The 13,837-nt window shown below is 58.8% G+C and carries 11 protein-coding genes; 2 read left to right on the top strand and 9 right to left on the bottom strand.

Annotation, left to right across the window (positions count from 1 at the left end; all coding sequences use genetic code 11):
- Positions 1–208: 208 nt before the first annotated feature.
- The 4 genes from V476_RS00670 to pncA form a co-directional block, all read right to left on the bottom strand.
- The gene (locus tag V476_RS00670; RefSeq protein ID WP_024961209.1) at positions 209–1,606 is read right to left on the bottom strand and encodes a sensor histidine kinase; all 1,398 of its coding nucleotides are present in this window, start codon (positions 1,604–1,606) and stop codon (positions 209–211) included.
- Complete coding sequence (locus V476_RS00665; RefSeq protein WP_003343378.1) at positions 1,584–2,267, bottom strand: response regulator transcription factor; 684 nt, start codon at positions 2,265–2,267, stop codon at positions 1,584–1,586. Before V476_RS00665 ends, V476_RS00670 begins: the two co-directional genes overlap by 23 nt.
- Before the next feature lie 86 nt (positions 2,268–2,353).
- Entirely contained in the window at positions 2,354–3,289 is a 936-nt protein-coding gene (locus V476_RS00660; protein WP_003396430.1) for a formate/nitrite transporter family protein, read from the bottom strand.
- Between the two features lie 141 nt (positions 3,290–3,430).
- On the bottom strand, positions 3,431–4,075 hold the full coding sequence (pncA, locus tag V476_RS00655) for a bifunctional nicotinamidase/pyrazinamidase (RefSeq protein WP_024961210.1): 645 nt from the start codon (positions 4,073–4,075) through the stop codon (positions 3,431–3,433).
- A 190-nt stretch (positions 4,076–4,265) separates the two neighbouring features.
- Here pncA and V476_RS00650 point away from each other — a divergent pair, with 190 nt between their 5' ends.
- Positions 4,266–6,392: a TonB-dependent siderophore receptor gene (locus V476_RS00650; protein ID WP_024961211.1), complete on the top strand. Its 2,127-nt coding sequence runs from the start codon at positions 4,266–4,268 to the stop codon at positions 6,390–6,392.
- 110 nt (positions 6,393–6,502) lie between these two features.
- On the opposite strand, the gene V476_RS00645 is transcribed toward V476_RS00650, so the two are convergent.
- The 5 genes from V476_RS00645 to V476_RS00625 all read right to left on the bottom strand — a co-directional run bounded on the left by V476_RS00645 (position 6,503) and on the right by V476_RS00625 (position 12,614).
- Positions 6,503–7,645, bottom strand: a complete 1,143-nt coding sequence (locus V476_RS00645; protein ID WP_024665346.1) for a cellulase family glycosylhydrolase — start codon at positions 7,643–7,645, stop codon at positions 6,503–6,505.
- 421 nt (positions 7,646–8,066) lie between these two features.
- On the bottom strand, positions 8,067–9,023 hold the full coding sequence (locus tag V476_RS00640; RefSeq protein ID WP_024961212.1) for a D-2-hydroxyacid dehydrogenase family protein: 957 nt from the start codon (positions 9,021–9,023) through the stop codon (positions 8,067–8,069).
- 42 nt (positions 9,024–9,065) lie between these two features.
- On the bottom strand, positions 9,066–9,719 hold the full coding sequence (locus V476_RS00635) for a DUF1345 domain-containing protein (protein ID WP_003396441.1): 654 nt from the start codon (positions 9,717–9,719) through the stop codon (positions 9,066–9,068).
- A 152-nt stretch (positions 9,720–9,871) separates the two neighbouring features.
- Entirely contained in the window at positions 9,872–11,224 is a 1,353-nt protein-coding gene (gene gudD, locus V476_RS00630) for a glucarate dehydratase (protein WP_024961213.1), read from the bottom strand.
- A gap of 64 nt (positions 11,225–11,288) precedes the next feature.
- On the bottom strand, positions 11,289–12,614 hold the full coding sequence (locus V476_RS00625) for an MFS transporter (protein WP_024961214.1): 1,326 nt from the start codon (positions 12,612–12,614) through the stop codon (positions 11,289–11,291).
- A 459-nt stretch (positions 12,615–13,073) separates the two neighbouring features.
- Between V476_RS00625 and V476_RS00620 the strand changes: the two genes are divergently transcribed.
- Entirely contained in the window at positions 13,074–13,787 is a 714-nt protein-coding gene (locus V476_RS00620; protein WP_003411521.1) for a FadR/GntR family transcriptional regulator, read from the top strand.
- Positions 13,788–13,837 lie beyond the last annotated feature (50 nt).

Here is a 13,837-nt window from a genome sequence, read left to right as displayed (position 1 = left end):
AGCCTTAAAAGCGTATTTATTGAGAGGAACTTGCGCAGGCTGAAACGGTGAAGCAGGGTATGATTTTGTAACACCTAGTTACAATTTTATGCTTGGCAGAACGCGCCAGATTAATATCTAAGTCGCTGAAACCCTTGGGCCAGACGCGTTAATCTCGTCAAAAAGCAGGCGCGATCGTGCAATCGTGGGCTTGAAAAGTGCCTGAATATCAGGCCAGCGTATTCACTGTGCTGCATTCCAGCAGCAAACTTGCGCCGCCGTAATCGCTGGTGCCTATCTGCAGCGTAAAACCGTGCAGATTGACGATGGCGGCCACTACCGAGAGACCGAGGCCGAAGCCGCTTTGCTCGGTTCCGGCCTCACTGCGATAAAAGCGCTGGAAGACAGCGGCGCGCTCGGCGACGGGGATGCCAGGGCCGGAATCCTCTACCTCGATGCACGGTGTGGTACCGCCTGGGGCAGGGTAGGCGCTGACTTTGACGACTCCACCGGCAGGGGTGAACTTGATTGCGTTGCCCAGCAGGTTGGTCAGTGCCTCGAACAGCAGGGCGCGGTCGCCCACCAGGGTGGGTAACGTTTCATGCAGGTCAAGTATCAGGGTGATCTGGTCTTCTTCAGCCAGCGGCAGGTGGAAGTCGTGCAGCTCCTGCAGTAATGGGCGCAGTTCCAGTTCAACGAATGCCGAGCGCCGCTGGCGGTCTTCCAGCTCGGAGATGCGCAGCAGTCCACGAAAGCGTGCCATCAGCGTGTCAGCTTCGCTGATGACCTGGGCAATCTGCGTGGCATGGGTCGAATCGTGGGCTGACTGCTGTTGAATACGGTAAAGCTGCGCACGTAAGCGCGTCAGCGGTGTGCGCAGGTCATGGGCGATGTTGTCGCAGACGCCCTTGACCTCGTTCATGAGCTTTTCGATGCGGTCCAGCATGGCGTTGACGATCACCGCCAGCATGTCTAGCTCATCGCGCCTGTTGGAGACCGGCAGACGGCCGGCCATGTCGCCGGCGATGATCGATTCGGCGCTGGCCTGGATCGCACGGATACGCCGCAACGGTCGCCGGCGCAGCAAGTGCCAGCCGGCAACACCGGGAATGATGGTCAGCGAGATGCCCCACAGCAAGGCATGCAGGATTAGCGTGCTCACCGCAAACAGCGAGCCGTTCTCGCGAACCAGCACCAGCCAGCGGCCGTCCGAGGTGCGATTGACGATCGCATCGCAACTGCCTTGCGGCATGCCTGGATCGTCCGACTCGATGCAATCGTTCAGCACATGAATCTGGCCGTCTATCGGCAGGTTTTTCGGGACGCTGTTGATAGGCCCGGCAACCGGCCGGAAGTTCTCGTCGAACAGACCGTAGGCATCCACGGACCGGGTATCGAAGGTCATGCTGGTGGCCAGAGCGTCCACCAGTCCTTGCCCCTCGAAGCGCGAAAACAGTTGCTGGCGATGGGTAAGTGACTGGCGGGCGAGAGTGTCCAGATAGGACGTCACCTCCCAGTACAGGACGCCAAGCAGAATCACGCTCCAGGCTACGAACAGCGAGCTGTACAGCGCCAGTAATCGACTCGTTGATGATCGCCAGCCGTCAGACGGGTTCGGCAATGACATAGCCGGATCCTCGCACGGTCTGAATGAGCTGTGCGGTGCCGGGTTGGTCGATCTTTTTGCGCAGACGGCCGATGTGAACGTCGATCAGGTTGGTGCCCGGATCGAAGTGGTAGCCCCAGACTTCCTGAAAAATCATCATTCGCGTGATGATCTGTCCGCTGTTGCGCATCAGAAACTCAAGCAGCTTGAATTCGGTGGGCAGCAGGATCAGCGGCTCGCCGCCGCGACACGCTTCCCGGGTAATCAGGTTCAGTTCCAGGTCGGCAACCTGCAATACCGTCTTGGCGGCACTGACCGGGTTGCTGCGCCGCAACAGCACCTCGACGCGCGCAGCCATCTCATCCGACGCGAAGGGCTTTGGCAGATAGTCGTCCCCTCCGGCACGCAGGCCGCGAACGCGCTCGTCCACGTCGGAGAGGGCGCTGATCATCAGGATCGGCGTGGAAATGCCCTGGGCGCGCAAGTGGGTGACGATGGTCAGACCATCCATCTCCGGCAACATGCGGTCCAGGGTAATAAGGTCATAATCACCACTCACTGCACGCGCCAGGCCGTCACGGCCATTGTCGACCCAGTCCACTTCCAGCCCGTGGCTGCTGAGTTCGGTCACGATTTCCTTTGCAGTGATGGCATCATCTTCGATTGCCAGAATTCGGGTCATGGTCCCTGCCTGAATAGATGCGTTCAAAGAGTCATTCTGCCTTTAAAATCCGCCGCGTTTCCTGAAAGAAAGTTTAATGATAGGGATCATATTTCTCGCTTTGCCGTGAAATCCGCTTCCTTGAGCTTCTGCGCCTTCTCCAGGCGAAGTTTTTCTTCCTTGTTTTTGCGATCGCGCTCCATTTTCTCTGTGGTGTCTTTTTCACTGCGGATCTGCGCATGGCTGATCAAAGCGAAAATAAAACTGCCACCGATGATGTTGCCTGCCAGCGTGGGGCCTGCGAAGGCAAACCAGAAATCCTTCCAGCCCAGCTCACCCGCGAATACAAGATAGGATACTTCGGCCGAACCCACCACGATGTGCGTGAAGTCGCCGAGCGCCATCAGGTAAGTGATAAGCACAATGATCGCTATCTTGGCGTTTTCCATCGACGCGATCATCCAGACCATGGTCGCAATCATCCAGCCCGAGACGATGCCCTTGGAAAACATCTGGGCCATGTCGTTTTCCATGACCTTGTGGCCAATTTCCAGAAACGCCTTGTCTGTGCTGGTATCGAAAATCGGCAGATTGAGCATGACATAGGCCACCGTCAGCGTACCGACCAGGTTGCCGGTCAGAACCACACCCCACAAACGCAGCAGCCGCCCGATGTTGGCCAGGTTCAGCTTGCTCATGACGGGTAGCACAGCCGTGATGGTGTTTTCCGTGAACAGTTGCTGGCGCGCCAGGATGACCGCCAGAAACCCTGCAGAATAGCCGAGGCTGCTGATCACATGACTGCCGGGGATGCCTTCCAGGCGCGAGTTCAACAACCCCATGGCCATCAGCGACAGGCCCATGGTCAGCCCTGCAGCCAGTGCCGACCACCACAGCGCGGCTACGCTGCGCTCCAGTTCGTGGTCGCCCTGCATGCGAATGGTTTCGTGCAACACCGCCGCGCGGGGCGGCTGATTCTCATCAATCTCGCGCTCTTCCTCGGCGGAAAGGCCGGGGGTTTTGCCATCTACTTCGTGATCCATACAACGTCCTCAGCGCCAGTGATGAAATGGACCGACCGGGGCAATGTCGGGCCGATGGTTCAGACAGGCGCCGCGCGCTGTCGTTCGCCAGCGGCGGGGCGTATCGAGAAATGTTTGAGTCAGTTGGCAGAATGTGTCGGTCTAGCCCAGCAGATCAGCGCTCTGCACGCGTTCGATACCCATGCCCAGCATGGTCCTCCAAGCGTGCTCCAGCGAGCCGTTCATGTCGATGGCGCGACAGGCGTCTTCGACCACAAAAGTGTTGAAACCCGCACTGCGTGCATCCTGCGCCGACCAGGCGACACAGAAGTCCAGCGCCAGACCGACCACGAACAGCGTGTCGATGCCGCGCTCTGTCAGATACCCGGCCAGCCCTGTGCGGGTCGTGCGGTCTGCTTCCAGAAATGCCGAGTAACTGTCGATGTGCGCATTGCAGCCCTTGCGCAGGACCAGTTGCGCGTGCGGCAGGTCGAGGTCTGCATGTAACCGCGCACCGTGACTGCCTTGTACGCAATGATCCGGCCACAGCGTCTGCGGACCGTAGGGCAGGGTAATGCTCTCGAACGGCAGGCGCTGCGCATGGCTGGAAGCAAAGGAAATGTGCCCGGCAGGGTGCCAGTCCTGAGTGATGACCACATGGGAAAAGCGCGCACCCAGGCGATTGATCAACGGCAGCAGCGCATCACCTCCAGCCACCGCCAGTTGCCCGCCGGGCATGAAGTCGTACTGCATGTCGATCACCAGCAAGGCGCATCGAGGATCGGCAGGCTTGTGGGAAAGGGGCATCGTGGGTTCTCTGGTAAGGAGCAATGAGCGCAGTTTGCCTGTTTATCGCCACATTGGCTAAGCGTCATACCGTGACCGAGCAAGAGTATTTTTGGGAATTTGTATCAGGCGTTAATACGAATCTGTACTATTCGCAAAAAATCCTGCCAGGTCCCAAGAGGTCTGGTTTCTTGCCAAGGGCTGCATGTCGATGCGTCGTACTCTCGTTTCACTTTGCGTTATCCAGGCTATCTCTCAAGCGGCCTGGGCTGATCAGGTGGCTGGCATCCAGCCTGCCATGGAGTTGCAGAATATCGATATCCAGGGCGCCGCCAATGCCGAAACGGCACAAGGGCCGGTCGATGGTTATCGGGCCACACGGTCCGCCAGCGCCACGCGTACCGATACCTCGTTGCACGAGACCCCGCAATCGGTCAGCGTCGTGACCCGCGAGGCGGTCGAGGACATCGGTTCCACACGTTTGCAGGATGCTCTCGACTACGCGGGTGGCGTCGGGCGAGCCAACAACTTCGGCGGCCAGGGGCTGACCACGTTTACGGTGCGCGGCTTCACCACCGGCGAGTTCTATCGCAACGGCTTCCCGATCAATCGTGGTTATCCGAACATGCCGGACGCCAACACCATCGAGCGCCTTGAGGTGCTGCGTGGTCCGGCCACCACGCTCTACGGTCGCGGCGATCCGGGCGGCACCTTCAATGTAGTTTCCAAACAGCCGTTGGCCGAGCCTTCCGTTACCTTGGGCAGTCAGCTCAATGATCAGGGCATGAAGCGCGGGACGCTGGATGCCTCCGGGCCACTGGATGATGAAGGCCGTTTTGCCTATCGCCTGAATGTCGTGGGTGAGGGCGGCGATACGTTCCGTGACCACGTCGAAACCGAGCGCTATGGTGTGGCGCCGGTATTGAGCTGGCAGGTCAACGACGCCACGCGCATCACCTTCGAAGGTGACTTCATGCGCAATAACGCGCCGCTGGATCGTGGCTTGACGCGTTATGCCAACCAGACGGGCACCGCTTCCCGCGACACGTTCTTCGGCGAGAAGAGTGTGGGCAAGCTGCATAACGATAACAACATGGCACAGCTGCGCTTCGAGCATGACCTCAATCCGGACTGGACGCTGGGCGGTGGCGTGCAGATCCTTGATGGTTCCCTGCAAGGCGATGCCATCGAGGCCAACGGGCTGGCGGCGGACGGTCGCACCCTCGGGCGCAACTTCAACTATCGCAAGCTGGAATGGACCGATCGCGATGTGCAGCTGAATCTGACCGGGCATTTTTCCGCGGGCGGTTTCGAGCACACGCTGCTGACCGGTGTCGAGTACGAAGATTATGACTACAAGTCGATCATTCAACGCTCCAGCGGTGCAGTCAGTGCCTACCCGATCGACCTCTTCAATCCGGTCTACGGCCAGGCTCGTCCGGCACTGACCCGGACGACAACCCACGACAAGGAGAACCTCAAGACCTGGGCTGCCTTCGTGCAGGATCAGGTGGCCCTGACCGAGCGTCTGAAGCTGCTGGGCGGTGTGCGTCTGGAGCGTTTCGAACACGATTACGATTCTTTCCTGCCCGGCACCAGCAGCTGGACTGCCAGCGATAACGCGGTCACACCGCGCCTCGGCCTGAGCTACGACCTGACCGACGACCTTGCCGTCTACGCCACCACCGCTCGCTCGTTCAAGCCCAACAGCGGTGCCAGCCGACTGGGTGGCGGGTTCAAGCCGGAGGAGGGCAAGTCCTATGAAGTCGGAACCAAGTGGGAAGCGCTGGACGGGCAGCTGAGTGTCGACACGGCGATCTATCAGATCGAAAAGCGTAACGTGCTGACCACCGATCCGCTCGATTCAACGTTCAGTGTGGCGGCGGGCGAGGTGCGCAGTCGCGGCCTGGACCTGAACGTGGTCGGCAACCTGACGCCGCAATGGCGTGTAATGGGCAGCTACGCCTACGTGGACGCCGAGGTCACCAAGGACAACACGCTACGCTCCGGTACACGGTTGATGAACATTCCCGAGCAAACGTTCAGCCTGCTCAACGTCTACGAGTTTCAGGACGGCGCCCTGCGTGGTCTGGGCCTGGGCGGCGGCGGTCGCTATGTCGACCAGCGCGCCGGGCGGACAGCCAACACCTCTTTCTCGATGGACAGCTATACGGTGTTTGACCTGCTGGCCTATTACAAGGTCAACCCGCACGTGAAGCTCAATCTGGACCTGAAGAATGTGTTCGACACAGACTATGAGGAAGGCTCTTTCGGCAATGTCTATGCCTATCCGGGGGCTCCACGGACAGTGCAGGTGGGGATTGCCTATACGTTGTGATGCCGTGTGCCGGTATCGGGTTCTGATGGAGAAAGCCTGACCCTTTCAAGGGCAGGTTCAGCAGCGTGTGTCATGGGCACCGGCCCTTGCGCACACGCGGCCATGCATCATCAGTACTGATCGGCCGTTGAAAAACCGGCACGATGGCGAAGTTTGCCCCCTTGGAACTGTTCCTTGCCGGGCAAAATATCCGCTCCGGCTGCTTTGAGAGCACTCATATTATCCCGCAAGGCGTTGGTGGCGGCGTCCTTTTGCTGGAAGGTATTGTTTGCTGTCAGGTTGGCATTACCCACTTCGCCAATCTGGAATTTATAGCCAGCCTCTTTCAATGCCTTGATCTGGCTGGCGAGTCGCGAAGAGGCTTCGCTTTCTCTGGCATACACATGGAAGCTTCCAATCAGGGCTGGGTTGTCGTCGCCATTGGCAGCCTTTAATTGAACGGCAAACTTGACCAGGCCGCTTTGCGGACCTGCGGTCAGGCCACCCCCCCAATTGCTGTCTTCGACAACAATACTTCCCCTATAACCGGCATCGCGCGCGGATTTAATTAATGTGGTCTGCATGTCAGCCCATTCCTGACTTGCGCTTTTACCGCCCTGATGGAAGGTATCCAGTACAAAGCCTGTACGACTGCCAAACCTTTTGACAATGGTACTGATGTCGGCCGCGGCCTCCTTCAATTTGTCCCCCGTCAGCACGTTTCCGCTACCCTGGTTCGCATCGTCGCGGAACGTGAACTGAACTTTTACACCCTGTTTGCCCCCTTCACTGAGCAATGCTCTGAGCTTATCCAACTGCCTGCTGTCCTTGATCTGATCGTGCGTCATCTGAAAGCGCAAGGTTCCGCCTCCAATCGCTTTCAGGTCCTGAATCATCTTCGTGGCAGCGGCAGGTGTGGCGATATCATCAGGATTGACGTTGGCTCCCCCGCGCAAGACGGGCTCGGGGGTTTTGACGGGGTCTGAAGCGGAAACCTTGTCTTTGTCTTTGATTTTTGTATCTGGCTCGGCAGAGGTCGTGTTGTCTTTGACAGGGGCCGCGTCATTAAGCATGGCCTTGGTATAGACCGGCGACGTTTCCGCTGCTTCAGCGGAGCGCCTGTCGGAGGGGGTGTAGGTATCAAATTTCGTCTGCGTATCCGAAGTTGCAGCCGTCGTGCCAGCGCTCGCCGGCTGTGGGGTCCTGTCTGCCATGACAGGTTTTTCGTTAGCTGCCATGAGGCTGTCATGTGGCCCGACTGAGCGGATATTCATCGGATGTCTCTGTGGTCTATGCGAAAAGTGACTGCGCCTGGTGAAGCAGCAGAATGAAGCTCGAGGCAGGCGATAACTTCTAAAATGACAGTGTCCATATAAACACGTAGGAAACTTGATTGAACGATTGTGCGACTGTTTCCATGTTTCTGTTGGTTATTGATGCTCGGGCTCAGGGTGCGACTGTATCCCGCACATTGTCCACTGGACGAGCAGGTTCGTATAGAACTCATTTTCCGTGCAGCAAAAGTCTGGCCGGTTAATTCGGTTATGGCCTTTTTCTGTCCAAAGCGCTGGTCGTTTACTGGCCTGAAAGCGAGGGCCGACATCGCGGCCCGTGATCAGGCTTTAAAGCGGCTGATACGCAACGCCCAGGAGCAGCGTGGCATCCATAGGTTACAGCCTGATGTTGCAGGGCTCGTCAGCCAAACACCCGAATGGGCGACCCCGCATGCCACGCCTGGATGTCTTCGATCATCTGCCCGTAGAAAGTCCGGTAGTTGTTCTCGGTGACGTACCCGATGTGCGGGGTCGCCAGCACGTTGTCCAGGGTACGGAACGGGTGGTCGGCCGGCAGCGGTTCGATGTCGAAGACGTCCAGCGCTGCGCCGGCGATTCTGCGCTGCTGCAGTGTTTCGATCAGCGCGGCCTGATCGATGATCGGGCCGCGTGACGAATTGATCAGATAAGCGCCGGGCTTCATCCAGTTCAGTGCTTCTGCGTCCACCAGGCCACGGCTGCGATCGCTGAGCACCAGGTGTACCGACAGCACATCGGCCTGTTCGAACAGTTGCTGTTTGCTGACATAGGTGACGCCGGACTCGGCAGCAGCCTCTGGCGTCAGGTTCTGGCTCCAGGCAATGACCTTCATGCCGAATGCCTGCCCGTAGCGGGCGATCCACTTACCGATACTGCCCAGGCCGAGAATGCCCAGGGTTTTGCCATTAAGGTCGCTGCCCAGTCCTGCCTGCCAGTTGCCGGCACGCAACGAGTTGGCCTCGGCCACCAGGTTGCGGGTGATGCCCATGATCAGCGCCCAGGTCAGCTCCGGTGCCGCATGCTTATAGCTTTCAGTTCCACACACGACAATGCCCTGACGCTTGGCCGCAGCGGTATCAATCGCCGCATTGCGCATACCGCCGGTGACCAGCAGTTTCAGCGCCGGCAGCTGGCTGAGCAATGTCGCATCGAACAGGGTTCGCTCGCGCATCACGCAAATGATGTCGAAGTCTCGCAGGCGCCGCGCCATGGTCGATGTATCGGCAGGGTAGTCATGCAGAAAACTGACCTTGCCCACTGAATCAAGCACGGACCAGTCCACTACAGTGCTGGCTACGTTTTGCCAGTCATCGAGTACCGCTATTTTCAATGGGGTCATTGTCTGAAGGCCTCTTGACGGGATTGTTTTCCAAGGCCAACGCTAATTGAACAGGCTGGCGGCGATGTTGATCGAAAAACCCAGAATCGCGGTGTTGAACACAAAACAGATCAACGACTGGCCGAGCACGACCTTGCGCATTTCACGCGTCGCAACGCCAACGTCGGAGGTTTGCACCGCGACGCTGAGGGTGAACGAAAAGTACAGAAAATCCCAGTAATCGGGGTTCTTTTCACCGCCCACAAATGCCAGCGCGGGCTCTTTGCCTTTCCAGGTGTAGAACATGCGTGCGTAATGCAGGCTGAAGATCACGCCGATCATCAGCCAGGATCCTATGACCGTCAGGCCGGTGAAGGCGTGGTGAAGCATCTTGGCGTCGTTGGAAAGGCCTTTGCTGTTGGCGATTTCAAAAATGATTGCGGCCAGGCTGGCCAGCGCCGCAACGCAGACCGTCACCAGAATGACCCCCGCGTTTTCGTCTTCTCTCATCGCGACCCGCCGCACATCGTCAGCGTCGCTGCGCAGCGTGCGGATGAAAATCATGATCAGATAAAGCCAAACCCCTGTGTCCCAGCCAGTCAGCAGGCTCTGGGTCAGTGTCGAGTGAGGGATGAGCCAGGACCAGGCGATGCCTGCGGTCAGGCCGACCAGAGCGGCAAGGGTGAGGCGAGGGCGGGTGCGGGCGAGATGGCGCATGCGGTCTAATCGTTACTGGACATTACCAGACAGTAGCATGCCGCTTCGGCAAGCCAAATTCGATTAAAAAAAACGGCGCGCAAGGGGGTTGCGCGCCGTGTGCCAGCCAGAGGTTGAACAGGCGGCGAGTCAACGGCGAATGTCAGACCGATTCAACGCACCAGACAAGGCTGCTTGTTGTTGAATTTCCAGTCCGGGATCAGAAACTGCATGGCCACGGCGTCGTTACGCGCGCCCAGGCCCATGCCTTTATAGAGTTCGTGAGCCTTGGCCAACTGGTCCATGTCCAGCTCGACACCGAGCCCCGGTTTCTTCGGAACCTCGACCTTGCCACCGAGGATTTGCAGCGGCGCCTTGGTGAGACGCTGACCGTCCTGCCAGATCCAGTGTGTATCGATCGCGGTGATAGTGCCCGGCGCTGCAGCGGCCACGTGGGTGAACATCGCCAGGGAAATATCAAAATGGTTGTTAGAGTGCGAGCCCCAGGTCAGGCCCCACTCGTTGCACATCTGCGCCACCCGTACCGAGCCCTGCATGGTCCAGAAGTGCGGGTCGGCCAGCGGAATGTCCACTGACTGCAACTGTATGGCGTGACCCATTTCCCGCCAGTCGGTGGCGATCATGTTGGTGGCTGTCTTGAGTCCGGTAGCGCGGCGGAATTCGGCCATCACTTCGCGACCGGAATAACCGTTTTCTGCGCCGCACGGATCTTCGGCGTAGGCCAGCACATGATGCTGATCGCGGCACAGGCGGATCGCTTCCTTGAGCGACCAGGCACCATTGGGGTCCAGCGTAATGCGCGCGTCGGGGAAGCGTTCGGCGAGCGCCGTCACTGCTTCGATTTCCTGGTCGCCGCTCAACACGCCGCCCTTGAGCTTGAAGTCCTGAAAGCCGTAACGCTGATGCGCGGCTTCGGCCAGGCGCACCACGGCCTCTGGAGTCAGTGCTTCTTCATGGCGGATACGGAACCAGTCGTTGTCGGCCTCCGGTTCGCTGCGGTAGGCCAGATCGGTCTTGCGCTGGTCGCCAACATAAAACAGGTAACCGAGCATTTCGACCTGATCGCGCTGCTGACCTTCGCCCAGCAGCGCCGCAACCGGTACTTCCAGATGCTGGCCAAGCAGGTCGAGGAGCGCCGCCTCCAGCGCGGTGACCGCATGAATGGCAATGCGCAGGTCGAACGTCTGCAAGCCACGGCCACCGGAGTCCCGATCGGCAAACGCCTTGCGTGCCTCGTTGAGAATCTTCTGGTAAGTGCCAATGCTGCTGCCGACGACCAGCGATCGCGCGTCTTCCAGCGTCTGGCGAATCAGCTCGCCGCCAGGCACTTCGCCCACACCGACATGTCCTGCATTGTCCTTGAGAATGATCACGTTGCGGGTGAAGTAGGGGCCATGTGCGCCGCTCAGGTTGAGCAGCATGTCGTCATGGCCCGCTACGGGCACAACCTGCATCTCGGTAATGACGGGGGCCTTGCTGGTGATATTGGATTGCTGAATGTTCATGACGGGTCCTTTAAACGTAAGGCCTTGAAAATATGACCGATGAAAAAGCGGCTGCGCACGTGCATCAGTGGGTTGCCGGCGTCTGAATGGCGGCGACCGGCGTCGCGCCAGGCTTGGGGTTATTGCGCGCGGCTAAAACAATGATCGCGGCGATGATCGAAGTGGCGGTCAGGCCATACAGTCCGCCCTGGATCGAGCCGGTGTGTTCTTCCAGCAGGCCGAATGTGGTCGGTGCCACGAAGCCGCCGAGGTTGCCCACCGAATTGATCAGCGCGATGACCGCAGCGGCGATCCGTGCGTCCAGATAGGCCTGTGGGATCGGCCAGAACAACGAAGAAGCCGACTTGAAACCCAGCGCTGCAAAGCAGATGGCAACGAAGGCGAAGATCGGGCTGCCGGTGGTCGACATGAACATCCCGGCAGCGGCAATCAGTAGCGCAATGGCTACCCAGGCCTGCTGACGTTTCCACTTGGCGGACAGCGTGGCGAACACGTACATGCCGATGATCGACAGCAGCCACGGAATCGAGTTGAACATGCCGACTTCGAAGTCAGTCAGACTGCCCATTTTGCGGATAATGCTCGGCAGCCAGAACGTCGCTGCGTAAATCGTCAGCTGGATGAAGAAGTAGATCAGGCAGAACAGAATGATCTGACCGTCCTTGAGCAGCTTGCCGATGGAGGCCTTGACCGGCGTCGCCGCTTCACGGGCAGCCTGTTCGGCATCGATGGCGTTGACCAGCGCATCCTGTTCTTCGCGGGTCAGCCACTTGGCATCGTGTGGCTTGGAGTCCAGCCAGAACCAGACGAAGAAGCACAGGCCGACCGAGAACATGCCTTCGATGAAGTACATCCACTGCCAGCCTTTCAGGCCGAAACCGGTGATTTGCAACAGCAGGCCGGACAACGGGCCCGAGATCAGCGAGGCGATGGCCGAGCCGCTGAGAAAGATGGCAATCGCCTTGCCACGCTCGACGCCAGGCAGCCAGCGGGTGAAGTAGTAGATCACACCTGGAAAGAAACCGGCCTCGGCCACGCCGAGCAGAAAGCGCAGGATGTAGAAGTGGGTTTCGGTCTGGATGAAGGCCATGCAGGCGGCGACGATACCCCAGGTGAGCATGATTCGCGTCAGCCAGATACGCGCGCCGACTTTCTGCAGCAGGATGTTGGAAGGGACTTCGAAGAGGGCGTAGCCGATGAAGAACAGTCCGGCACCCAGGCCATAGGCTGCAGCGCCGATACCCAAGTCATGCTCCATGTGCGAACGCACGAAGCCGATGTTGACCCGGTCGATGTAGTTGACGATGAACATGATGACGAAAAGCGGCAGGACGTGACGTTTGACCTTGGATACGGCTGAATTCAGAACCGAACCTGTGCCGTCGGCCATCCTGGAATTGGATGTGCTCACAGTTGAATCTCCCACTCGTTGTTTTTATGCGGGTATGTGCGAAGTGTGTCCTTCGCATTGTCGGTCATCATACAAGTAAAAAGCCGTTGTGCAATCCCTTGGCAGTGATGATCTGCGCGATTATTAAACCGGAGGCATTCGCCGTTGTGCAGGTGTGCCCGGCATATATGACTGTGTTGAATTGAAGTTTAGACCAATAAATACAGGGGTTTTGCTTGTGTGCATTAGCTGGGCTTGGTGGGTGCCATTGAGCGCAATGGCTGACGGAAGGCAAGATGCGCGGAAACAGGCGCTTTGACATGCGGGGAATGCTTGTAATACAAGTAAGACAACTGCGCAGGGCTGTTAAACCCGGCTTCTGGCCGCTCCCAGCCCAGTATTCGCGCTGCCACGGCCGTGATACGGCAGCTTAAACAGACAAGTCAGGATTCATTCATTATGCAAGAGCCTGCCAGCACAGCGCCCAAACGCCGTCAGCACAGCCTGGCCACTGATCTGGTCACCGAACTGAGCCAGCGAATTCTGCTCGGCAAGATCGCACCCGGACAGAAGCTGCCGTCCGAGAACCAGATCGTTCGCGAGCATGGCGTCAGTCGAACTGTGGTGCGTGAAGCGATCTCCAAATTGCAGGCGTCCGGGCTGGTGGTGACCCATCACGGCATCGGCACATTCGTGCTCGAGCGCAGTGACCAGACGGGGCTGCGGCTCAAGGTCGAGACCGTTTCCAGAGTGCGCGATATCATCGAACTGCGTATCGGCCTGGAAACCCAGGCGGTGGCGCTGGCAGCTGTGCGCCGTACCGATGAGCAACTGGCGGCTATGCGTCAGGCGCTGGATGATTATCAGGACCTCCTGGCCAACGACGACAGCTGTGTCGAGGCTGACAAACGCTTTCACATGTTGATCGCCGAAGCCACCGGCAACCCGTATTTTCTGGAGATCATGCAACACCTGGGCAGCGCGGTCATTCCGCGCAGCCGCATTGCATCGAGCGAGCGGGCAGGCAACAACCTCGCGCATCAGGGCTATCTGGCCAACCTCGAACACGAAGCACTGCTCAGCGCCATTCGCCGCAAAGACCCGGATGCCGCGCGCGCGGCGATGTGGACGCACCTGAGCAACAGCCGAGAGCGGCTGGTCCCGCTGGAGTAGTCGCGAACGTGTTTGCTCGCACAAGAGCCTCTCATGCTTGAGCGTATGGC

Source organism: Pseudomonas syringae KCTC 12500 (assembly GCF_000507185.2).
Lineage (GTDB): Bacteria > Pseudomonadota > Gammaproteobacteria > Pseudomonadales > Pseudomonadaceae > Aquipseudomonas > Aquipseudomonas syringae.
Note: the sequence above shows the minus strand (reverse complement) of the source record. Positions and strands in the feature narration are given on the sequence as shown.